Here is a 22611-nt window from a genome sequence, read left to right on the forward strand (position 1 = left end):
CCCCCGCTCTGCCCCAGCATGCCCAGCATCGCCTCCAGGTCCTCCATGCCCTGCATGCTGCCACCCAGCATCTCGGAGGCCCCCGCCGCGCCGCGGTACAGCTGCGTCGCGATGGTGACCAGCCCCGGGAACTCCATGCCGCCCGCGCCCCCCGACAGCGGCGCCTGCACCACGCGGAAGTGCGTGTATGGCAGCGGCCCCAGACGGCGCTCGAACTCCGCCAGCATCGACGTGGCGTACTTCAACACGCGCTCGCCCGCGGACTGGTCCGCCGCGGCGTAGTGGCTCTCCACCGTGACGCCATTCACCGTGGCGGTGGAGCTGGCGTAGCCCCGCGACACGAAGAGGGGAAAGTCGCGCACCGCCGCGGCGGCGAAGGCGTAGCGCACCCGCCCATCCCGCTCCGGCACCTCGCCCATGGGCACGCCGGTGGCGTGCACCGCCCAGCCCGTGGGCACGGTGACGGTGGCCAGCACGTGCGCCGGCTCATAGAGGCCTAAATCGCCAATCCCCTGCGGGCCGTCCCAGGGCTTGCCGTCCTCGCCCACCGGCGGAACCTGGGGCACCACGCCCACCAGACTGATGAAGTCCGCCGTGGCGGAGAAAGCCCCGTGGTCGCCGCCCGAAGGACGCCCGCCCCCACCGCCCATCAAACCGCCGAGGAGGCCTCCCGCACCGCCGCCCGAGGGCGCGGCGGCGCGCGGCACCAGGCCCTCCACCGCGACGTCCAGCACCGCGGCGGCGCCCGGCGGCACGGGCTCGGACTCCAAGGACAGGCGGTACAGCGTGGGCTCCGGCCGCTCCAGTTTGACGGGCCGGCCGCCCAGCTTCGCGTCCGACAGCGTCACCCGGCGGCCCTGCGCGTTGGGCGTCAGCCGCAGGTACAGCTCGGTGAGCGGATGCTTCCGGGCCAGCACCTCCACCTGCACCCGGCCCTTCACCCCACGGGTCTCCGGGTCCACCTCCAGTTGCACGCGGTAGAGCGGCAGCTCCTCCAGGGGACCCAGCGCCTTCGCGGCCCGCGCACGCTCGACGGGCTTCAGGTGCTGGAGGCACAGCTGCACCTCGGGAGAAACCGGGGGTTCCGCGGGCGCACTGCCCCACGCCGGCGCCCCAGAGAGCACACACCACAGCAGGCACCCATGGAGGAAGGTCCGCATGCGGCCATGCTAATTGACCCGGGTCACCCCTGCTCATCTACCCTGGACCTCCCATGCATTCTCGAACGCTCGTCATGGCCGCCACCCTGGGGCTGATGGCCTGTGCGCGGCAGGTGCCCGCCTCGGCCACGCCCACGTCCACCTCGACCGAGCCCCGTGCCGTTCGGCTCCTGCTGGACACGCCCGCCCGCGAGACACACACGCTGACCAAGCTGCGCGAAGACATCGAGGTGGACGCCACCGAAGGCGAGCGCACGCCGCGCGTCGTCGCCACCGGCCAGACGCCCACGCTGAGCCTCGATGGACACCGGGCCCGCCTCTACGGCGACGCGAAGGGCACGCTCGGCATCGCCGTGGACAACTTCCTGCTGCTGGAGGTGTTGGACGCCAGTGGACAGGTGACCCGGCGCGCCACCGTGGGCTTCACCGAGGCGGTCCACATGGGCCGGGAGCAGGTGGACAGCGTGGGCCGCCGCGCCTTCAACTTCGAGGCGGGCGAAGTGGACATCACCCACCTGCTTCCCGATTCCGCTCCCTTCCAGGTCCGCGCGACCGCGCTGGACACCTGGGGCGTGGGACGGGTGAGCGACGTGTACCTGCTGCTCGCCCCGGGCAGCCGCGCCGACAACGACGACCTGCGCGACCAGTAGAACCCGTGGCACCGTCCCGCCCACGTCGAGGGCGGGACGATTCACGACCGCATCAGAAGCGGATCGCGCCGGCGGGAGGGGGAGCCTGAAGCCTCGCACCTCCACCGCGCACCGAGCGGATGCCACCCAGCACGGCGTCACACCCGGCGGGACCGCACACCGCCTCGGGGCTCAGCGGGCTGGCGCCACCACCCTGCGTCGCCATCACCGCGCCCACCGTGCCGGCGGCGACCACCGCGCCAATGCCGGCCCACACGTACCAGCGGCCGTACCACGGCTTGGAGCCCTCCACCTCGGGCGTCTCCGGGTCCCCTGCGAACGACAGGCCCGGGGCCGTCTCGTCGTCGGGGTCCAGCTTCGAGGACGGCTCCAGCACCGGGCTCTTCGGCACGTCGGCGGTGGCCACGGACGTGTCCAGCAGGGGCCGCAGGTTGCCCGTCACCTCGTACGTCCGGCCCGCGAACACGGTGATGTTGTGCACGTCCGGCTTGAAGCCCGGGGCCCGGAACTCAATCTCACGCGAACCCGGACGCAGCAACACGTTGGCCTGCGGCACGGCGCCCACCTGCTGCCCGTCCACCATCACCACCGCGTCCGCCACATCCGCCGTCAGCGTGGCGAAGCCCATGGTGGCGTCCATGGACACCAGCACCTCCGCCTGCGTGCCCGACTTCACGTCGATGCGCCGCGTGAAGTCGGCGTAACCCTGCCGGCGTACCACCAGATGGTGCTCGCCCGGACGGACCTCCACCGGCACGGGGGCCGAGGAGAGGACGCCGAACTCCTTCCCATCCACGAACAGCTTCGCGCCGCGCACGTTGCCCGTCATCCGGACGAGCACCTCCGTCTTCACGGGCGTCAGCGGCGCCAGCAGCAGGTCGTCCTCGGCCGCGGGCTTCTTGCTTCCCTTCGCGGGCGCCTTCGCGCGCGCGGGCTTCTTGACGGGCGCCTTCGCGGGCTTCTTCTTCACCACCTTGGGCTTGCCCGTCTTGGGCGTCGACGGCGCGGTGAGCGGCGCCAGGAAGTCATCCTGCGCGAGCGCGGCCGAAGGGGCGGCCAGGACAGTCACCAGGGCGAAGACGACGATGCGGTGGAGGCTCATGACGAACCGAAGGTTAGAGAGTCATCCCAAGGGAATCAAACAGAGTCCCAGGGCATTGCGGATTGGGAGAATATCCGCGCCCCATGCACCGCGTCCTGCCCACACTGGCCCTCCACCTCAGCGTCCTCTCCCTCACCGCGTGCTCCGCGAAGGCGCCGCCCCGGACGGAGCCCGTGCCCCCCCCTCCACCCGCGGTGAAGATTCCCGCCGGCTGCGAGCAGAACCTGGGCGGCGAGTACCACCACGCGGGGAATCCGGCCTTCCGGTACTACGGCGACGATGACGGCAGCACACTCTCACTCGCCGTCGTCCGCGCACATGACTCGGCAGCGGTGGACGCCCCGGACGCGGGCTCGCCGTCCATCGTCCTGCGGCGCACCCCCGCGGGCTTCGTGGGCGAAACGCGTGCCACCGGCTTCTCCGGCGCGGGGACGCCCTGCCCCGTCACCTTTCCGACAGAGGTGGTGCGGTGCACGGACGCGGGCCTGACGCTGCGCTCGGCGGCCAGCACCTCCATCGACGAGGACTGCCGCACGGCTCCGTCGGGCGCCCCCAGCGTGCGGCTGGAGCAGGTGCTACTGCGGGGCCCGCCGGATGCGGGCACTTCGCCGGACGCGGGCACCTAGAAACGCGAAAGGGGTGAGGCGGCGCGGTGCCAGCCTCACCCCCGGCCTTCCCGAAGGAAGGATGCCGCTCAGGCCGCGCGGCGGGGCTGCTCGTCGGCGGCGTCCACCGCGGGGGTGGACTCCACCAGCTTCATCCGGCCGGACAGTCCCTGCAGGAGGCTGGAGCTGCCCACGTACAGGAAGCCCGCCAGGAACAGGACGATGAAGGGCACCGACGTGTAGATGCGCGCGTCGATGGCGAACCACAGCGCGCCGGTGAAGTACGCGGCGAACAGCAGCTCCACCAGCGGCAGCAGCGACTTGCTGCCCCGGTACGCCTTCTTGACGGTGACGGCCTTCTTGCCCTCGGCACCCGTCTTCGGCGTGCGCGCGAAGCCCGACTGCTGGTTGAGCAGCGCCTCGGCCACCGCCTTGGCGTTGCTGATGGCCATGCCGATGCCCAGGCTCATGAGGAACGGCAGGTACTTCACCCGCTCCCACCCCTTCGCGCCGCGCTCACGCTGCGCCGCCACGTAGAAGAAGCAGACGCTGGCGGTGGCCGTGAGGAAGAAGGGCAGGTCCAGGAACAGCGTGCCGTAGAGGCCGTGCTGGAAGCGCACCACCATGCTGATGGGCATCAGCACCGACAGCAGCACCATCAACAGGTACGCCATGTTGTTGGTGAGGTGGAAGAACGCCTCGCGCTTCACCACCAGCGGCAGGTCGCTCTTGAGAATGGTGGGCAGCAGCTTCTTCGCCGTCTGGATGGAGCCCTTGGCCCAGCGGTGCTGCTGGCTCTTGAAGGCGTTCATGTCCACCGGCACTTCGGCCGGGGAGATGACCTCGGGCAGGAACACGAACTGCCAGCCCTTCAGCTGGGCGCGGTAGCTCAGGTCCAGGTCCTCGGTGAGCGTGTCGTGCTGCCAGCCGCCCGCGTCGGAAATCGTGTCACGGCGCCAGATGCCGGCGGTGCCGTTGAAGTTGAAGAAGCAGCCCGCGCGGTTGCGCGCGGTGTGCTCGATGATGAAGTGCCCATCCAGGAAGATGCTCTGGGCCTGCGTCAGCAGCGAGAACTCACGGTTCAGGTGGCCCCAGCGCACCTGCACCATGCCCACCTTGTCGTCCGAGAAGAACGGCACGGTGCGCATCAGGAAGTCGGGGCTGGGCACGAAGTCCGCATCGAACACGGCCACGAACTGGCCCTTCGCCAGCTTCAGGCCGTTCTCCAGCGCCCCCGCCTTGAAGCCCTGGCGGTTGACGCGGTGGATATAGACGATGTCATGCCCCTTCTGGCGCTGACGCTCCACGCACGCCCGGGCGATGCCACACGTCTCATCCGTCGAGTCGTCGAGGACCTGGATTTCGAGCAGGTCGCGCGGATAGTCGATGCGGCACACCGACTCCACCAGGCGCTCCACCACGTACATCTCATTGAAGATGGGGAGCTGGATGGTGACCTTGGGCAGCGACTCCAGCGCGCCCTTCGGCGTCGGCAGCTTGAACTTGTGCCGGTAGTACAGGAACGCCATCCGGTACCTGTGCGAGCCGTAGACTCCCAGCACGCACAAGAGACTGAAATAGACGCCCAGGAAGATGATCTCGACGGTGGTCATCGGTGACGCTCAACCCCTGCCACAGCCCAGAGGGCCTGCGGTCCTTCCGTGCGGGGCGGCCCGGCTGATTCCGTCTCGCGCGGACCGGCGCGAGATGGGTCGTCCAAGCCCCCACATCGTATGTACCCGAAAAGACAAGGTTTTGACCTTCGGGGAGTGATCGGCGCCGGACAATAGGAATGCGTTCAAGGCCGTGTCAAACTATTCCCCGGATTTGAACGTTCCGTTCACGGGGCGCTGACACCCTGCGTCACTCCTATGACACCCAGCTTGTGTCCCTGGCGCCGGGGTTGAAACAACGCCAGGGGTCGACCGACCTGAGGGGTCAGCTCACCGCGCGACAAGGCGCGCCCAAACCCGGCGGGGTCTCCACAGCGGGGGCCTCCAGGACACCGGCTTCGTCATGGGTGGCCAGCGCCAGGATGCGCTCCGTCAGCGCGGCGAAGTCCAGCCCGGCCCTTGCGGCGATTTTCGGCAGCAGGCTGGTGGGGGTGAAGCCCGGCAGCGTGTTCACCTCCAGCACCACGTCGTTCTCCGTGTCCGAGCACATCAGGTCCACCCGTGCCTGCCCGCGGCAGCCCAGCGCGCGGTAGGCCGCCAGTGCCAGGGCCTCCACGTTGGCCACGCGCGTGGGAGACAGCCGGGGTGGGCAGAAGTACGCGGCCCCACCCTTGTACTTGGCGTCGAAGTCGAAGCCCTCGCGCGGCGTGGCCACCTCGCAGCTGCCCAGCACCTGGCCTCCGAGGATACCCACCGTGACTTCCCGGCCCGCCACGTAGCGCTCCACCAGGGCCTCGCCGCCGAACCGGCTGGCCTGCGCCACCGCGAACGCCAGCGCCTCCGGCTCACGCACCACGGCCAGCCCCACCGACGAGCCGCCGCACGCGGGCTTCACCACGCACGGGAAGCCCAGGTCGCCGTGCAGAGCCAGGGCGCGCCCCGCGTCCTCGCGCGCCACCGTGTAGCCATGGGGCGTGGCCAGGTTGTGCAGGCGGAAGAGTCGCTTGGCGAAGGGCTTGTTCATGGCCAGCGCCGACGCCAGCACGCCCGAGCCCGTGTACGGCAGCTCCAGCAACTCCAGCAGGCCCTGCACCCGGCCGTCCTCGCCCATGCGCCCGTGGAGCGCGACGAAGGCCACGTCCAGTTCGGCCGCGCGCAGTGCCCGGTCCAGGCCCGGCCCCGCGAAGATGCGGGTCACCTGATGGCCCCGGGACTCGAGCGCCGCCACCACGGCCTCTCCCGTCTTGAGCGAAATCTCCCGCTCCTCGCCCCACCCGCCCATCAGCACTCCCACGCGCTTGCCCATGTCGATGTTGCCTCCTGGGCGGAGCACAGAGCATGGATGATGCCAGCCACGCGGCGGTGGGCGGAGCGGGACGGTCTCCCTCGGAAACCGCATCGGGTGAGGGACTTCAGCCACGCCGTGCGCGAAGAGCAGGCGTGTCCTCCGGGCCGCGGCGTGGCCGGGACGCCACGGAGCGGGCGGCCCGCATCAGGCGCCGCTCCGTCTCCACGCCGCGAGCCGCGGACCTCGGGTGAGGCAGGTCAGCTGGCCGGGAACTCCGGCTCCAGGATGGGGCCCGGTCCGGTGGTGCCCGCGTCGTCCGGGAGCCCGGCGTCCGGCTCTTCCGAGCCCGCGTCCGAGTCAGTGGTTCCCGAATCCGTGTTCAGGCCACCGTCGGTGTTCAGGCCACCATCGGTGCCCGCATCAGAGCCGCCATCGGACGGCGCGCCGTCGACGGGGACGCACGCGTTGTCGACGCAGGTGTAGCCATCCAGGCACTGGTTGAGCTCATCGCAGGGCTGCCCTTCCTCGTCGAAGTCGACGAGGAGGCTGCACGCGGACAGCCCGGTGCTCAGGGCCATGAAAGCAACGAGGTTTCGCAAGGGACGGCGCATGGCTAGTAGTTCCGGAGATCGTCATCGTCGAGTGCGGGCCGCTTCTTCTTCTTCTCTTCCTCTCGCCGCCGCTCCTCCTGCCGCCGCCGCTCTTCCTGCTCGCGCTGCGCCGCTGCCTCCTCCTGCTTGCGCCGCTCCTCCAGTTCCTTGCGCTGGCGCTCCACTTCTTCACGGCGCTTGCGGAGCTCTTCCTCGCGCTGGCGCGCCTCGTCCTCCTGCGCGCGCTTGTTGGACGTGCTGGGTTCCTTCTGCTTCGAGGCCGGCACCGTCTGCGCGGGAGGCGGAGGCATGGGCAACGGCTCCTTCTCCGCGGCGGGGGCCTCCTTCGGCGCGGGAGGCGTGTCCTGCGGCGCGGGAGGCGTGTCCTGCGGCGCGGCCGCGGCCGCGGAGACGGGCGACGGCGCGGGGCGGCTCGCGCGGGAGGGCGACTTCGAACCACCGCCGCCGTTGGCGAAGGCCAGGTAGCCGCCCGCGCCCGCCGACGCGAGGCCCAGGAGGATGCCGACGTCGGCCACCAGCGCGTACGACTTGCCCGTGCTCTTGAGGTCCTGGGCGCGGCTGCTGTTCTGCGCCGCGCGCTTGAAGTCATCCGACTTCGCGGAGGCCTCCATGCCGAAGTAGACGCCGCCGGCCAGCAGCGCCACGCCGGTGGCCATCAGCACGTAGCCCACGGTGCGGCGCGTGTTGCTGACGCCACCCGCGAAGTGCGTCACCGGCTTTCCGCCCTGGCGCGGCGCATCCGCCGACACCAACTGCGCCAGCAGCGCCTGCGAACCATCCACCAGCCCATCCCCGCGCGGCACCGTCCCCATCGCGTAGGCCTGGTTGTGGCCATCCGACACGTCCAGGCGCAGGCCCGTCACCTCCAGCGGCGCGGTCCCGGCGCCACCGCGCACCAAGAGCGCCAGCACCTGGGACACGCCCGCGAGCGTTCCCAGCTCACGCAGGGCCGCGTCGCGCTCCGGGCTCTCCGGCTTGCGCGCCGCCTGCTCGGTGAACGTCTGCAGGCCCTTCTGCGCCGCCACGGGGGCCAGCGTCAGGCTGACCTCGCCGTCGCGCTCCCGGCGCTGCGTCAGCGCGTAGCCCGGCGCCACCACCGTCACGTAGTGGTCCGCGGCCGAAAGGTCGGCGACGTCCACCGGCGAGATGCCCCGGAACTGGCCGTCCACGAACACCTGGGCCGGTACCGGCTCGGTGCTCACGCGCAGGCTGGCCTTGGAGCCGGTGAGCACCGCCTTGCGCTCCTTCTCCACGAAGGTCATCTCCTCCGGTGGGAAGAAGTTGGGCGAGAAGCGCGCCTCCGGGTTCAGCGCCAGCGCGGTGCGAATCTCCAACTGCGCGGCGGTGTTCTCACCGTTGGCCACCTGCGACGCGGCCTTCATCACCCGCGCGCGGCTCAGCTCGGTGAAGCGCTGGGAGAGGTCGGCGCCCTCGTAGCCGCGCACCGCCTTGTCGAAGTGCTCGAGCGCCTTCTCGGTGTCGAGCTCGTCGTAGGCGCGTTGGCCCGCCTTCATCGCCTCGGCGGCCTCGGCCTCACGGGCCTGGCGCTCGCGCTGCCCGTCCGCGTCCAGCGCGTCCGATAGGCGCACCAGCTTCAGCCGCCCCGAGCGCGTCACCGCCAGCTCCGCCTCGCGCGCCAGCCGGGCCGCGTCGCCACGGGCCGCCGCGTCCAACGCAATGGCCACAACGGTGACCGATGCCGCATCGGCCGGCGCATCCGCCGTCGCCGCGCTCAAGGCCCGGGGTACCAGCCGCGAGGACACCGGCGTCTGCGCCGCCGCGGGTCCCACGGCCAGCAGTCCCACCAGCCATCCACTCAACGCGGCATGAACCGCTCGCACATTCGAAGGTCGCATCTCTCGTTCACCTTTTGCCCGTTGCGCATCAAACGGACTGCACGGCGAAATGCAAGTGAGAAGGAGTCCTCAACGACCCGCTGCCCGGGATGGAGTGCGCGCGGGAGCGGATGCCATTCCGTGGAGATAGTCCAGGGCGACCCTCAAGGGATGGTCCTCCAGCTTCGCGGTGACGTCCCAGGGCTTGAGATTCTCTGGCAGCCCTCGAGGCTCCGGCGCGGCGGGCTCGGTCGCCGCCGTCGGCTCGGCGCGAAAGTGGCGCTGCAGGTCCTTCTCCCGCACCACGTCGCGCGGCACCTTGCCTCCAGGCTCGTCGGGGACGAGGAAGTCCGGGGTGATGCCGCGCTCCTGGATGCTGCGGCCCTTGGGCGTGTAGTAGCGCGCGATGGTCAGCTTCAGCCCGGAGCCGTCCTCCAACTCGATGACCGTCTGGACGCTGCCCTTGCCGAAGGTAGGCGCGCCCAGGATGGTTGCGCGGCCATGGTCCTGGAGCGCGCCCGCCACGATTTCGGACGCGGAGGCGCTGCCCGCGTTGACCAGCACCACGACGGGGTAGTCCTTCTCCGTGTCGCGGTCCTTGCTGCGCTCCACGGTGGCGTTTCGGCCATCCCGCCCTCGCGTGGAAACGATGGGCAGGTTGCCCGGCAGGAACCGGTCGCTCACCGCCACCGCCTGGTCCAGCAGCCCGCCCGGGTTGTTGCGCAGGTCCAGCACCAGCCCGCGCAGCTCCTTGCCGCCATTGAGCGCGCGCAGCCGGTCCAGCTCCTTGCGGAGGTACAGGTCGGTGCGGTCCTGGAAGTTCTTCACCTTCACATGGCCGATGCCACCATGCAGCGCGCCCTCCACGGACACGATGCGGATGTGGTCCCGGATGATGGCGATTTCGCGCGGCGCGCTGAAGCCGTCGCGCATGATGGTCAGCAGCACGCGTCCGCCGGCCGGGCCGCGCATCTTCTGCAGCGCGCGCCCCACGTCCATGCCCTCGGTCCGCTCACCGTCGATGCCGACCAGCTCATCGCCGGCCTTGATGCCCGCGCGCGCCGCGGGGGTGTCGTCGATGGGCGCCACCACCACGATGCGCTCGCCATTGCGCGCGATTTCGATGCCCAGGCCGCCCCACTCGCCCGAGGTGTCGATTTTCATCTCCCGGTACACGTCGGGCGGGAGGAACACCGTGTGCGGATCCAACGTCTCCAGCATGCCCTGGATGGCGCCGTAGATGAGCCGCTGGCGGTCCGGCGACTCCACGTAGTTGTTCTCCACGTAGGAGAGCACCCGCGCGAACACCTCCAGCTGCCGGTACGTGGCGTCGTCGCGCTCGGCCTGCTCCGCGCGGCCCGCCGTCCCCGCGTCCTTCCTGGGCGGCTCCGCGGCATGCGCCCACGGAGCACTCAGGAGGAAGAAGGCGGTCAGCGCCGCGCGCCATGGCTGGGAGGAACCCGTCACGTCGGTACGTCCTTTCCCGGGGCGGCCCCGGAAGGCTCGTACCAGTCTACCTGGCCCTCACAGCTCCGCCGAGTCGGCGAAACGCACCAGGTGCGACACCAGCTCGTCCGGACGCTCCAACTGCGGCACGTGCCCGAAGCCATCCACCACGCGCACCTGCGCATGGGCAGGCAGGTGGGCGCGGTACCAGTTCAGCGTCTCCGACGGCAGCAGCCGCTCACTGCCGCCCCACAGGAACAGCAGCGGCATGGCCAGGTTGCGCACCTGCTCCGGCTCCAGGCAGGCGCGCGTGGCCAGCGCCTCCGCGGTCAGCGCCCGTACGGTGGGTGTGTCGTAGAAGTGCCGCAGCTCGTAGGCGAACAGCAGCGCGGGCAGGGGCGGACGGTGGAACAACCGCCGCGTGAAGGCACGCGCCTCCGCGGGGGACTTCACGACGAACGAGTTGAGCAGCGCGGTGTTCTCCGCCTCCGGCAGCTGCGCGCCCGCGGGAGCCACCAGCGCCAGCGCGCGGACCCATTCGGGGTGATCCGCCGCCAGGTTCACCGCCATGGCGCCCCCCAGCGAGTTGCCCACCACGAAGGCCGGCGCCTTCACCACCTCTTCCACGTAGGCGCGCAGCACCTCTAACTGGTTGCGCACACACACCTCTCCGCCGCAGTACTCCACGGAGAAGCCGTGTCCCGGCAGGTCCGGGGCGTACACACGGGAGAAGCGCTTCGCCATGCCGAAGAGCGTGCGCCCAAAGCCGTTCGCCGAGCCGCCCAGCCCGTGCACCAGCACCACTGGCGGCCCCTTGCCCTGCCCCGTCAACGCGTAGTGGTGCACCGTCTGGTCACCGACCTGCATTGTCGTGGACTCGACACCACGCGCCACCAGCATGTGCCGCAGCGCCTTTTGCATTCCGCCCATCAGGTCCATGCGCTCGCCTGCTCCTCGCAGAAGGGTCCCACGACAATAACAACGCGTCCGCGAACTTGCCGCAACGCGTCAGGGCCCGGGCGCCAGCCACAGGGCGGGGTCGACCGCCTGCCCGCCCTTGCGCACTTCGAAGTACAGGTAGGCGCCCTTGAGAGAACCAGTGTCCCCCACCTCGCCCACCACGTCTCCGGGAAGCACCATGCCGCCCAGCTCGGGGGTGATAGAGGACAGGTGGGCCATGAGGGTGTGGTAGCCGTCGCCGTGGTCCAGGATGAGCAGGTTGCCGTAGCCGCGCAGGGCGCCGGCATAGGCGACGGTGCCCTCGGCCACGGCCCGTACCGGCGTGCCCGCGGCGGCGCGGATGTCCAGGCCCTTCTGGACGGTGACGGTGTTGAAGCGCGGGTTGACGACCTTGCCGAAGCCCACCTCGACGATGCCTGACACGGGCCGGGGGAGCCTGCCTCGCAGCGCGCCGAAGCCGCTCGTCGCGGGCAGCTCCTTCAGGTCCTGCACCATGCGCGTCAGCTCCGCGTCGGCCTGCTCCAGCTCGCGCACCGCGCGCCGGGCCAGCTCCGCCTCGCCCGCGAGCGTGCCTACCACCTCCTCCAGCCCTTCCTGCTGCATGCGGGCCAGCCGCTCCTGCTCCTGGAGGAAGGCCATGCGCGCGGCGAGCGACGCATGGAGCCGCTCCAGCTCGCGCGTCGCCTGACGCTGCAGCCGCGCCACACGCTGCACGGTGCGCAGCAGCTCCAGGTCGCCGGACATGCTGGCCTCCAGCGCCCGGGCGCGCCACACCAGCGCGGCGAAGTCCTCGGCCGACAGCAGCACCTCCAGCGGGCGGCGGCGCATCAGGCGGTACAGCGTGCGCAGGCGCGGAGACAGCCGGCGCAGTTGCAGCTTCAGCGCCTCGGCCAGCACGGCCTGCTCGCGCTCCGCCAGCAGCACGCGCCGGCGGAACACCGCCAGGTCCCCTTCCAGCGAGCGCACGCGTCGGCGGGAGAACGCGGCCATCTCCTGCATCAGCTCCACGCCCTCCAGCACGGAGAGCTTCTTCGCCTCCACCAGCGCCAGCGTCGCGCGCTGCGCGCTCAGCCGATCACGCACCGCGGCCTGTTCGGCCTCCTCGGCCGCCGTCGCCGGAGCCGCCGCCGTCGAGGCCCACAGCCCCAGTGCCAGGAGGAGGCGCCGGCTCATACGCGGAGGAAGCGCCCCACGGCGACGAAGCTGCCGCCCAGTCCCAGGCCGCAGCCAGCGCACAGCAGCTCCAGCGCCAGCCGGGGCTCCACCCACGGCGCCGCGACGCCGGGCCCCAACAGGAAGGCGAAGAGCGCGCCCAACGTGGGCCCGAGCACCCGGCCGAAGGCCCATAGCCCGAAGAGCGCCACCGCCGCGCCCAGCACGCCCTGGAGCAGGCCCTCCAGCAGGAAGGGCGCCTTGACGAAGCGGTCCGTGGCGCCCACCAGCTTCTGGATTTCAATCTCGCCGCGCCGCGAATAGATGGCCAACTGCAGCGTCGCCGCCACGATGACCACGGTGGCGCCCAGCACCACCGCGAAGGCCACCAGTGAGCCGAAGCGCAGCGCCCGGGCGATGGCGGACAGCCGTTGCACCGCCGCCTCACCATAGTCCACGCCGGCCACGCCAGGCGCCGCTCGCAACGCCTTCGCCAACGCCAGGAGCGCGTCCGGGTTGCGCCGCTCCGGCGGCACGCGCAGCTCCAGCGACACCGGCAGCGGGTTCTCCGGCAGCTCCGCCAGCGCCTCGCCCAGGTCGCCCAGCTCCGCACGCAGCCGTGAGAGCGCGGCGTCCGGCGACACCAGCGTCACCTCACCCCCGCTGAGCGCCAGCACGCGGGCACGCACCCCGTGGACCTCGTCCGCGTCCAGTTCCGGCGACAGGTACACCGTCACCTCCACCTCGCCGCCGAGCGACGCCAGGAGGTTGTCCAGCACCCGCGCCGCGCCCCGGGCCATGCCCGCGGAGAACAAGGCGATGGCGATGGTCGTCACCGCGATGAAGTGCACGAAGGGCGAGTGCTTCAGCCCCACCGCCGCCGAGCGGCAGAAGTACGTCACCTTCGACAGCGCGCTCATACCACCATCCGGCGCGCCGCCTTGACGCCGTCCTCGTCGGACACAATCTGCCCGCGCTCCAGGCGCACGGTGCGCTTCTGGTAGCGCGACAGCAGCGTCGCGTCGTGCGTGGCCACCATCACCGTGGTGCCGCGCACGTTGACCTGCGTGAGCAGGTCCATGATTTCGACGGTGAGCGCCGGGTCCAGGTTGCCGGTGGGCTCGTCCGCCAGGAGGATGGTGGGGTCATTGACGAGCGCCCGCGCGATGACGACGCGCTGCTGCTCTCCACCCGACAGGCGCAGGGGGTACGAGCCCGCCTTGTGCTCCAGCCCCACCAGCTTGAGCATGCGCCGCACCTTCTCGCGCGCCTCCGCGCGGGGCACACCCAGCACGTCCAGCGTGAAGGACACGTTGTCCTCCACCGTCCTGTGCGGCAGCAGCTTGAAGTCCTGGAACACCACCCCGATGTTGCGCCGCAGGTACGGCACCGCGGACTCACGGATGCGGGCGATGTTGCGGCCGCCCACGAGAATCTGCCCCTTGGTGGCCTTCTCCGCGCAGAAGATGAGCTTCAGCAGCGTCGTCTTCCCCGCGCCCGAAGGGCCCGTGAGGAACACGAACTCGCCCTTCTCCACGTTGAGGTTGATGTCCGACAACACCGGTGGGTCGCCGGGATACGCCTTGTATACGTGGAAGAACTGAATCATGGCGGCGGGCGGAAGGCCGCCAACCTACCACGCCCGGGCGGCATCACCCACGCACGCCCCGCGAGAGGGACTCCTGCCCGCTCGCCCAGGCCGTACGAACCCCTGGAGACATGTCCGGACGGGCACGCCAGGCGCCCACATCCGGAAGACCCCGTGGGCGGCTACTGCTCGCCCTCACCCGCCAGGTAGCTGAGGATGACCTCGTCGAGGCTCTTCTCCGAGATGAGGTCCTCGCCGAAGAGCGTCTCCACGCCAATCTCGTTGATCTTCGGCTTCTCCTTGAGGGCGCGCGCCGCGGCGACCTCCGGAGGAACCACCACGGGTGCGGGGACCACCACGGGAGGAGGAGGCGGAGGCGGCCGCTGCGCCATGGACTGGCCGGGCTGCAACTTCACCTGCGCCGGGTCCGTATCCGCCGCGAGCTGACCGGGCTGGTAGCTGCGCGCGGTGGACTCGTAGCTGTCGTACACCCCGTTGATGAGGTTGCGCAGCATCTCCTTGTGCTGCTCCTCCATCAACTCACGCACGACCTCCGCGAGGTTCTCCGCGTTGAGGATGTCCGCGTAGGACGTCTTCTTCGACGCGAGGATGTTCCCGCCCACGAACAGGTGGGTGATGATGTGGGGGTTGTTGACGCCCGAGTCCTCGGTCTGGACGTGGTAGACCTTCCCCTTGTGCTTGATGTTGTGATTGAAGCCGGTGACGGCTTTTTCGAAGGTTTTCGTCATCGCCGAGGTCGCGGACCGTAGCAGCCGCATCCGCACGACACAAGGTAAGCGTGACCTGCTCGCGTCCTTCGTGCTGCCACACGCACACGAGTGACTCCCTGGCCCACCAACCGTGCAGGCCATGGCGATTGCCCGGCAGTTCCGTTGAAAAGCTGAAAGCGGCTGGGATACGTACAGGCTGACGGACGGGGTTCTCGACCCCCCCACCAACGGCGAGGACGCCCGGATGAAGACCCAAGAGATTGAAAAGAAGGTGCGCCAGCAAGACGCCCAGGTGCTGGCCCAGGGGTACTCACCCGCCATCCGCGCGATGGAGATTGCCGCCATCGTCTCCTTCGTCTCACTGGAGGTGGCGCTGGTGTACCGGCTGTGGGGCAACCCCTATGCGGGCACGTGGCTGCTGCTCAGCGCGGTGCTGCTGGGCTACCTCGCCGCGGACTTCGTCTCCGGCTTCGTCCACTGGATGGGCGACACGTGGGGCTCCACGGAGATGCCGCTGCTGGGCAAGGCGCTCATCCGCCCCTTCCGCGAGCACCACGTGGACGAGAAGGCCATCACCCGCCACGACTTCGTGGAGACCAACGGCAACAACTGCCTCATCTCCCTACCGGTGGCCATCATGGCCCTGTGCCTGCCCATGAGCGGCCCGGGCTGGGTGTTCTGCGCGTCCTTCCTCGGCGCGATGATTTTCTGGGTGATGGCGACCAACCAGTTCCACAAGTGGTCGCACATGGACTCGCCGCCCGCGCTCGTCGGCTTCCTCCAGCGCGTGCACCTCATCCTGCCCCCCGACCACCACCGCATCCACCACACCAAGCCGTACAACAAGTACTACTGCATCACCGTGGGCTGGATGAACAAGCCGCTGACGATGGTCCACTTCTTCCCCACCGCCGAGCGCCTCATCACCTGGGCCACGGGCCTGCTGCCGCGCCAGGACGACATCGGCGCGGAAGCGGCGCGCGCGCTGGTGGTCGCCGCGGGTGGCAGCGAGGCCCCGGTGGTGCAAGCGGCCAAGGAGCTGCTCACCCAGGCCACCGTGCAGGAGAAGCCCGCCTCCACGCGCCCGTAGTCCTCCGCCGTACCAGAACGCCCGCCCGGCCTGCCGCGGCGGGCGTTCGTGCGTCCGCGGCGCGCACCCGTCGTCAGCGCGCCGCGTCACCCGTCAGAAGGTCAGGTCCACCTGCTCCGCCGCGGTGATGGGCCGGCCCAGGAAACGGGCCCCCACCTCCATGAAGCGCTCCGGCACGTCGGTGACGTAGTACGCGTGCTCCGGCGTGCCTCGCGACGCCGGCGCCAGTCCGTCCCGCTCCGACAGCAGCGCGGCCACGGCGTCCGCGGTGGCCTCCGCCGAGTCCACCAGCGCCACCTGGGGCCCCACCACCTCCGCGATGACGCCCTTGAGCAGCGGGTAGTGCGTACAGCCCAGCACCAGGGTGTCCACGCCGTCGCGGGTGAACTCGGCCAGGTAGTCGCGCGCCACCAGCAGGGGCACGTCGCCCGTGGTCCACCCCTCTTCCGCCAGCGGCACGAAGAGCGGACAGGCGCGGGCCTTCGCCCGCACCCGTGGGTCCGCGGACTCAAGGGCACGCTGGTAGGCGCCCGAGCGGATGGTGCCGGGTGTACCGATGATACCCACCCCGCCCCCCTGCGTGCGCGCCAGCGCCGCCCGCGCGCCGGGGAGGATGACGCCCACCACCGGCACCGGCAGCGCCGCCTCCAGCGCGGGCAGCGCCACGGCCGAAGCGGTGTTGCACGCCACCACCAGCAGCTTGATGCCGCGCTCCAGGAGGAACTCCGCGTTCTTCAGCGAGTAGCGCGTCACCACCTCGCCGGACTTGGTGCCGTAGGGCACTCGCGCGGTGTCCCCCAGGTACACCGTGCTCTCGTGAGGGAGCCGGGACATGAGGGCCTTGAGGACGGTGAGCCCGCCGACGCCTGAATCGAAGACACCAATGGGACTGTGGCTGCCTTGCCGCATGGAGCGTGTCCCTATCACGTTTGATGCCAGCGCCAGCGGCAGCCCCGCTGAACGCACGAAGGGCCGGGATGCATCATCCCGGCCCTCCGCTCACTGCCCAGCCCACCTGCCGCGCTCAGTCCTCGATGAGGTACACCGGCAGCGAGGAGTTCGGGCCCGGGAACTGGTGGGCGACCACGTCGATGACGGGCGAGTTGTTCGGCGAGAAGTACTCGCGACCGTCGCGAGCGCTGGCGTACATCTCCACCACGTAACGGCCGGGCCGCAGGAACTGGTACACGACCACCGAGCTTTCATTCGGGCCATCGACGCAGTCGTGCCAGTCACCGACGTCGCCGTACACCAGTTCGCCGGTGTGGAGGTCGCGGAAGTTGATGCCCACGCGCTGCAGGCCGGCCTCGTAGCAGGTCTGGCGGTTCCCGTAACGCGAGCGCAGCTCCCACCGGACAGAGGCCCCGCCAATGGCCCACATCGACCCGGTGTGGGAGGTCGGCTGCCCCAACTGGGTGAGGATGTCGCCCCCGAAGTAGTACCAGGGCAGGCCATTCCTATCGACGGCGACGAGCTCCAACCCGTGGTAGCCCGGATCCAGGTACGGCGTGCGGATCTGGTTGGCGGCGTGCCCTTCCCAGCACTCGAAGCGCGCCCAGTCACCGCCATCCACGCTCGCCTCGACGTGGGTGATCCCCGCCTGGTTGCAGTTGGGGCTGGGGCTGTAGCTGTTCGGCGGGAAGAGCCAGCTCAGGTAGGCGAAGGACGGCGGAGCGCCCACCGGGGTCAGGTCCACGTTCACCGTCACGTTGCCGTCCACGGTGAAGGTTCCATGGGTCTCGTACAGCAACTCATTGCCGTAGCCGACGCCTTCCAGGCGGAACGAGTAGGTCCCCGGCGCGAATCGGTGGAGGACGATGCCGTCGAAGCCGTTCGCCTGGCAGTTGTAGCGGCCGTCGTTGGCCAGCACCTCGCCGGGGATGATGACGTTGACGCCATGGACCGCGCGGTCATCGTCGCAGCGCTGACCGCCGAAGCTCCAGCGGAAGGTCACGTCCCCCTCGTAGCGGGGCACATCGCAGCACGGCTCTTCATGGACGACACAGCCAGGGAGGATCGCAAACAAGCAGAGGAATGCGACCAGCAACCGGGAGTTCATGGGGCACCTGTCGGTGGGGCAGTGAGGTGTTCGGCCCGCTTCTGCTCCATCCGACGGGCGGCGGCGGGAATTATTCACCGCCCTGGGCAATCCAGCTCAAGCAAGCAACCGTTTCCCCATTGTTTGACCCTGTCTTATCGGAGTGTTACGCGCTGCTCCCCATGACGCCCCACCTGCCCCTGGCGCTTGGCGCCATGAACTACGTGGAGATCATCCGCGACGCCTCCCTCATCGAGCTGGCAGTCCTGCTGCTCCTGATGGGCGTATCCGTGGCCTCCTGGGCCCTCATCGCCATGAAGGCGTCCCAGCTCGCCAAGGCTCGCGCACAGTCTCTCACCTTCCTCGACACCTTCTGGAAGGCCTCGCGCCTGGAGGCCATCTACCAGACGGCCCAGAAGCTCGACGGCTCGCCGCTGTCGAAGGTCTTCTGCGCCGGCTATGAAGAGCTGACCAAGCTGGCGCAAGCCAAGGAGGGCGGCACCGAAGGCGCGCTGGCCGAGCGGCTGGGCGGCATCGAGAACGTGGAGCGCGCGCTCCACCGGGCCTCCACGGCGCAAATCACCGAGTTGGAGAACCGGGTGTCCTTCCTGGGCACCGTGGGCGCGGCGTCGCCCTTCGTGGGCCTGTTCGGCACCGTCATCGGCATCCTGAGCGCGTTCAACCAGATTGCCGAGCAGGGCAACGCGACGCTGGCCACGGTGGCCGCGCCGGTGGGCAACGCGCTCTTCGCCACCGCCGCGGGCCTGTTCGCGGCGATTCCGGCGGTGGTCGCCTACAACTCGTTCGTCAGCCGCATCAAGGTGTTCGACACGGAGATGTCGAACTTCTCCGCGGACTTCCTCAACATCATCAAGCGTCACTTCTTCCGGTAGCCGGGGGCCACCATGGGAATGGGCGGAGGCAACCGCGGCGGTGGCCGCACCACCATGAGCGAAATCAACGTCACGCCCATGGTGGACGTGATGTTGGTGCTGCTCATCATCTTCATGGTGACGGCGCCCCTCATCCAGCAGGGCGTGAAGGTGAACCTGCCGGAGACCAAGGCCGCGCCGGTGGAGGCCACGGAGAAGAAACTGGTCCTCTCCATCGACGCGGGGCGCAAGGTCTACATCGGTGACGCGGAAGTGGCGCTGGAAGAGCTGGAGCAGAAGCTCGCCGCCAACGCCAAGGCGCAGGCCGACAAGGAAGTCTATCTCCACGCGGACCGGGACGTGCCGTACGGTGTGGTGGTGGAGGTCATGGCCGCGGCCCAGCGCGCGGGCATTGGCAACGTGGGCATGATCACGGACCCGTCGACCGCGGGTCGAACGTCCAACACTGGCAAAGGCAAGTCGAAGGAAGCGAAGCGCTAGCCCATGACGCCCTCCGCGGTAAGCCACAGCCTGCTCGTCACGCGCTCCACGCGGCTGTCGCGCTTCGTGGTGGTGTCCGTCGTGGGGCACATCCTGGTGCTGGTGGCGGCGATTGCCTACGCGCGCTTCTCCGCCACGCCCAAGGTGGACCTGGACACCAAGCCCATTCGCGCCACGCTGGTGCGCCTGGGCAAGCCGCGCGACTCCAAGCTGCTGCCGCGCAAGGAGCAGCTGCCACCGCCGCCCAAGAAGGTGGACGCGCCCAAGCCCGCTCCAGAGGCCCCACCCCCGGAGCCCTCGCCCGCCAAGGTGGCGGTGCCCATTCCTGGTGTGCAGCCGGAACCCTCCACGTCCAAGCCCACGCCGCAGAAGGGCGAGACGACGGGCGAGGACCGTCGCAAGCGGCTCTTCGGTGCCTTCGACAAGACGGCCAAGGCGGCCGAGCCCGAGGAGGCGGAAGGCGCCGAGGACGGCGACCCGGACGGCGACTCGGCCACCGCGGAAGGCGAGCGCTACTTCGGCCTGCTCCAGTCGCAGGTCCGCCGCCACTACAGCGTGGCGGACACCATCCCCGAATCCGAGCGGCTGCACCTCAAGGCCATGGTGGCGGTGCGCCTGGGCCGCACGGGTGAAGTGCTGGACGTGAATCTCACCAAGGCCAGTGGGAACGACCTCTTCGACTCGGCCGTCGTCACGGCCGTGCGCAAGGCCGCGCCCTTTTCTCCTCCACCGGACCATCTCCGGAACGCCCTGCAGAAGAGCGGCGTCAACCTGGTGTTCAACGCCCTATGAAAGCCCTGCTCCTCTCCCTGCTGCTCCTCCCCGTCGTCGCGCTCGCGCAGGCGCCCACCATCGAAATCTCCGGCGCCAACTTCCGCCCGCTGCCCGTAGCGGTGCCCGCGCCCCTGACGCAGAACGATGGCGCGAAGGCGTTGGTTGCGCCCTTCGACTCGGCCTTCAGCTTCGACCTGGCTGCCTCCGGCATCCTCCAGGTGCTGGACCGCAAGGGCTTCACGGCGGACGCGAAGGAAGGCATGGCCGCGGCCAGCATCAACTTCAGCCGCTGGGCGGACGTGGGCGCCGAAGCGCTCGTGAAGGTGTCGCTGGCACAGGACGGTGGCGTGCTGCGCGGTGAGCTGCGCCTGTTCAACGTGGGCACCGGCCGCGAGGACCTGAAGGTGTCCAAGGACGCGCCCGCCGACAACGCCTCGCTGCTGGCGCACCGCCTGGCGGACGCGCTCTACCGGCACTTCACTCGCGAGCCCAGCCCCTTCCTGTCTCGCATCACCTACGTGCGCAAGGCGGGCACCAACCGCGACGTGTACGTGGCGGACTGGGACGGCGGCAACGCCCGGGCGCTCACCAAGGGCGGCATCAACATCCTGCCCGCGCTGAGCCAGGATGGCTCGCAGGTCGCCTTCACCACGTACCGCAAGAATCGCCCGGACATCTACGTGCAGTCCCCCGGCGGTGAGGCGAAGGCCGTCATCTCCGGCGAGCAGATGGCCACCGGCGCGGCCTTCTCTCCGGACGGCAAGCGCATCGCGTACTCGCTGGCGGAGGGCGAGAGCGCCCAGGTGTATGTGGCCAACGCGGACGGCAGCGGCGCGCGCGCGCTCACCGACACGCCCTACGGGCTCAACACCAGCCCCTCCTGGTCGCCGGACGGCAAGCGCATCGCCTTCGTGTCCAACCGGGGCGGCAGCCCGCAGGTCTACATCATGAACGCGGATGGCACGGGCGTGCGCCGGCTCACCTTCCAGGGCAACTACAACCAGACGCCGGACTGGTCGCCGCGCGGAGACCTCATCGTCTTCACCGCTCGCGACGAGCGCAACGCCTTTGACCTCTTCACCGTCAGCGTGGAGACGGGCAAGGTGACGCGCCTCACGCAGGACCAGGGCAGCAACGAGGAGCCCGCCTTCTCTCCCAACGGGCGGCTCATCGTCTTCACGTCCACGCGCAACGGCGGCTCGCAGCTCTACGTCATGACGGCGGACGGCAACAACCAGCTGCCGCTGCGCGCCGAGAAGGGCACCTACCAGACGCCGGACTGGTCGCCGCTGCCGCAGGCGCAGTAGCCGTCCCCTGGGCCTGTGGGGCGCCAGCGAGCGCCCCGCGCCCGGCACCGGGACGTCCGTTGACAGCCGGGGCGCGCTCGGGTCGAGTCCTCCCCCATGAGCGTGCCCTTCCGCAGCCACTGGAGCCTGGACCCCGAGGTCGTCTTCCTGAACCACGGCTCGTTCGGCGCCTGTCCGACAGCCGTCCTCCAGCGACAGTCCGAGCTGCGCGCGCGCCTGGAAGCCGAGCCGGTGCGCCTCCTCCACCGCGAAATCGAGCCGCTGCTGGATGACGCCCGCGCCGCGCTCGCCACCTTCCTCGACGCGGACGCGGACGACCTGGGCTTCGTCCCCAATGCGACGGCGGGGGTGAGTACGGTGCTGCGCTCGCTGCGCTTCGCCCCTGGCGACGAGCTGCTCACCACCGACCACGAGTACAACGCCAGCCGCAACGCGCTGGACTTCGTGGCGTCGCAGTGGGGCGCCAAGGTGGTGGTGGCGAAGCTGCCCTGGCCGGTGCCGTCCGCGCAGTCGGTGGTGGACGCCGTGATGCCCCACGTCACCCCGCGCACACGCCTGTTCCTGGTGGACCACGTGTCCAGTCAGACGGCCCTGGTGATGCCGCTGGAGCAGCTCGTCGCCGCCCTGCGCGAGCGCGGCGTGGAGACGCTGGTGGATGGCGCGCACGGGCCAGGCATGCTGCCGCTGTCACTGCGCACGCTGGGCGCCGGCTACTACACGGGCAACTGCCACAAGTGGATGTGCGCCCCCAAGGGCGCCGCGCTCCTCCACGTCCGGCGCGACCTCCAGCCCGCCATCAAGCCCCTGTCCGTGAGCCATGGGCACAACTCCCGGCGGACGGACCGTTCCCGCTTCCGGTTGGACTTCGACTGGACGGGGACGCACGACCCTTCGGCCGTGCTCTGCGTGCCCGAGGTGATTCGCTTCATGGGCGGGCTGCTTCCCGGCGGCTGGCCGGAGGTCATGGCCTCGAACCGGGCCAAGGTGCTGGCGGCGCAGAACCTGCTGTGCGCGCGGCTGGGCACCCAACCCACCTGCCCCGAGGACATGGTCGGCAGCATGGCCACGGTGACGCTGCCGGACGGCTTCCCCGAAGTCCCCCAGCCCCCGCTCTACGTGGACCCGCTCCACCTGCGCCTGTTCGACGAATACCGCATCGAGGCGCAAATCACCCCCTGGCCCCGTCCGCCGCACCGGCATGTGCGTCTCTCCGCCCAGCTCTACAACACCCCCGCCGACTACCAGGCCCTGGGCGACGCTTTGGAAGCGCTGCTGCGTTGAGTAGGCT

The 22611-nt window shown here is 70.0% G+C and carries 21 protein-coding genes and 1 pseudogene; 8 read left to right on the top strand and 14 right to left on the bottom strand.

The window, feature by feature from the left end; genetic code table 11:
* A pseudogene (locus tag F8M74_RS24010) lies at nt 1-1160 on the bottom strand (M1 family metallopeptidase); the annotation flags it as partial.
* Between the two features lie 53 nt (nt 1161-1213).
* Here F8M74_RS24010 and F8M74_RS24015 point away from each other — a divergent pair.
* Nucleotides 1214-1810, top strand: a complete 597-nt coding sequence (locus tag F8M74_RS24015) for a hypothetical protein (RefSeq protein WP_090490296.1) — start codon at nt 1214-1216, stop codon at nt 1808-1810.
* Nucleotides 1811-1862: 52 nt separating this feature from the next.
* Here F8M74_RS24015 and F8M74_RS24020 read toward each other — a convergent pair whose 3' ends face one another.
* Entirely contained in the window at nt 1863-2912 is a 1050-nt protein-coding gene (locus tag F8M74_RS24020) for a PEGA domain-containing protein (protein ID WP_141254861.1), read from the bottom strand.
* 83 nt (nt 2913-2995) lie between these two features.
* Between F8M74_RS24020 and F8M74_RS24025 the strand changes: the two genes are divergently transcribed.
* A complete protein-coding gene (locus F8M74_RS24025) occupies nt 2996-3538 on the top strand; it encodes a hypothetical protein (protein ID WP_171410210.1) in 543 nt (180 codons plus the stop codon).
* Between the two features lie 68 nt (nt 3539-3606).
* On the opposite strand, the gene F8M74_RS24030 is transcribed toward F8M74_RS24025, so the two are convergent.
* The 10 genes from F8M74_RS24030 to F8M74_RS24075 all read right to left on the bottom strand — a co-directional run bounded on the left by F8M74_RS24030 (nt 3607) and on the right by F8M74_RS24075 (nt 14759).
* Nucleotides 3607-5130, bottom strand: coding sequence for a cellulose synthase family protein (locus tag F8M74_RS24030; protein ID WP_011555691.1), 1524 nt, complete (start codon nt 5128-5130; stop codon nt 3607-3609).
* Nucleotides 5131-5455: 325 nt separating this feature from the next.
* Nucleotides 5456-6436, bottom strand: a complete 981-nt coding sequence (locus F8M74_RS24035; protein ID WP_141254863.1) for a D-alanine--D-alanine ligase — start codon at nt 6434-6436, stop codon at nt 5456-5458.
* 239 nt (nt 6437-6675) lie between these two features.
* The gene (locus F8M74_RS24040) at nt 6676-7029 is read right to left on the bottom strand and encodes a hypothetical protein (RefSeq protein ID WP_141254859.1); all 354 of its coding nucleotides are present in this window, start codon (nt 7027-7029) and stop codon (nt 6676-6678) included.
* A 2-nt stretch (nt 7030-7031) separates the two neighbouring features.
* Nucleotides 7032-8885: a PEGA domain-containing protein gene (locus tag F8M74_RS24045; RefSeq protein WP_141254858.1), complete on the bottom strand. Its 1854-nt coding sequence runs from the start codon at nt 8883-8885 to the stop codon at nt 7032-7034.
* A 69-nt stretch (nt 8886-8954) separates the two neighbouring features.
* The gene (locus F8M74_RS24050; RefSeq protein ID WP_141254857.1) at nt 8955-10331 is read right to left on the bottom strand and encodes a S41 family peptidase; all 1377 of its coding nucleotides are present in this window, start codon (nt 10329-10331) and stop codon (nt 8955-8957) included.
* Between the two features lie 57 nt (nt 10332-10388).
* A complete protein-coding gene (locus F8M74_RS24055) occupies nt 10389-11249 on the bottom strand; it encodes an alpha/beta fold hydrolase (RefSeq protein ID WP_141254856.1) in 861 nt (286 codons plus the stop codon).
* 69 nt (nt 11250-11318) lie between these two features.
* Entirely contained in the window at nt 11319-12443 is a 1125-nt protein-coding gene (locus F8M74_RS24060; protein ID WP_171410209.1) for a murein hydrolase activator EnvC, read from the bottom strand.
* Nucleotides 12440-13342, bottom strand: coding sequence for an ABC transporter permease (locus F8M74_RS24065; RefSeq protein WP_141254854.1), 903 nt, complete (start codon nt 13340-13342; stop codon nt 12440-12442). The genes F8M74_RS24060 and F8M74_RS24065 overlap by 4 nt, the downstream gene beginning before the upstream one ends.
* Nucleotides 13339-14031 carry a cell division ATP-binding protein FtsE gene (gene ftsE / locus F8M74_RS24070; protein WP_141254853.1) on the bottom strand — a complete coding sequence of 231 codons (693 nt, stop codon included), beginning with the start codon at nt 14029-14031 and terminating at the stop codon, nt 13339-13341. The genes F8M74_RS24065 and ftsE overlap by 4 nt, the downstream gene beginning before the upstream one ends.
* A 161-nt stretch (nt 14032-14192) precedes the next feature.
* Nucleotides 14193-14759 (bottom strand): nickel-dependent hydrogenase large subunit, encoded by a 567-nt coding sequence (locus F8M74_RS24075; protein WP_140871274.1) that lies wholly within the window; start codon nt 14757-14759, stop codon nt 14193-14195.
* Nucleotides 14760-14985: 226 nt separating this feature from the next.
* Here F8M74_RS24075 and carF point away from each other — a divergent pair, with 226 nt between their 5' ends.
* A complete protein-coding gene (gene carF, locus F8M74_RS24080) occupies nt 14986-15831 on the top strand; it encodes a plasmanylethanolamine desaturase (protein ID WP_141254852.1) in 846 nt (281 codons plus the stop codon).
* A gap of 93 nt (nt 15832-15924) precedes the next feature.
* Here carF and murI read toward each other — a convergent pair whose 3' ends face one another.
* A complete protein-coding gene (gene murI / locus F8M74_RS24085; RefSeq protein ID WP_140865938.1) occupies nt 15925-16740 on the bottom strand; it encodes a glutamate racemase in 816 nt (271 codons plus the stop codon).
* A gap of 115 nt (nt 16741-16855) precedes the next feature.
* On the bottom strand, nt 16856-17806 hold the full coding sequence (locus F8M74_RS24090; RefSeq protein ID WP_228560262.1) for a hypothetical protein: 951 nt from the start codon (nt 17804-17806) through the stop codon (nt 16856-16858).
* A 245-nt stretch (nt 17807-18051) separates the two neighbouring features.
* Between F8M74_RS24090 and F8M74_RS24095 the strand changes: the two genes are divergently transcribed.
* From F8M74_RS24095 to F8M74_RS24115, 5 genes are all read left to right on the top strand, one after another.
* Entirely contained in the window at nt 18052-18762 is a 711-nt protein-coding gene (locus F8M74_RS24095; RefSeq protein ID WP_011555704.1) for a MotA/TolQ/ExbB proton channel family protein, read from the top strand.
* A 12-nt stretch (nt 18763-18774) separates the two neighbouring features.
* Nucleotides 18775-19242 (top strand): protein TolR, encoded by a 468-nt coding sequence (gene tolR / locus F8M74_RS24100; RefSeq protein ID WP_020480666.1) that lies wholly within the window; start codon nt 18775-18777, stop codon nt 19240-19242.
* A 3-nt stretch (nt 19243-19245) separates the two neighbouring features.
* A complete protein-coding gene (locus tag F8M74_RS24105) occupies nt 19246-20034 on the top strand; it encodes an energy transducer TonB (RefSeq protein WP_140865944.1) in 789 nt (262 codons plus the stop codon).
* Entirely contained in the window at nt 20031-21323 is a 1293-nt protein-coding gene (tolB, locus tag F8M74_RS24110; RefSeq protein ID WP_141254850.1) for a Tol-Pal system beta propeller repeat protein TolB, read from the top strand. Before F8M74_RS24105 ends, tolB begins: the two co-directional genes overlap by 4 nt.
* A gap of 96 nt (nt 21324-21419) precedes the next feature.
* Entirely contained in the window at nt 21420-22604 is a 1185-nt protein-coding gene (locus F8M74_RS24115) for an aminotransferase class V-fold PLP-dependent enzyme (RefSeq protein ID WP_141254849.1), read from the top strand.
* Nucleotides 22605-22611: the final 7 nt, after the last annotated feature.

Source organism: Myxococcus sp. CA023 (assembly GCF_010998615.1).
GTDB lineage: Bacteria > Myxococcota > Myxococcia > Myxococcales > Myxococcaceae > Myxococcus.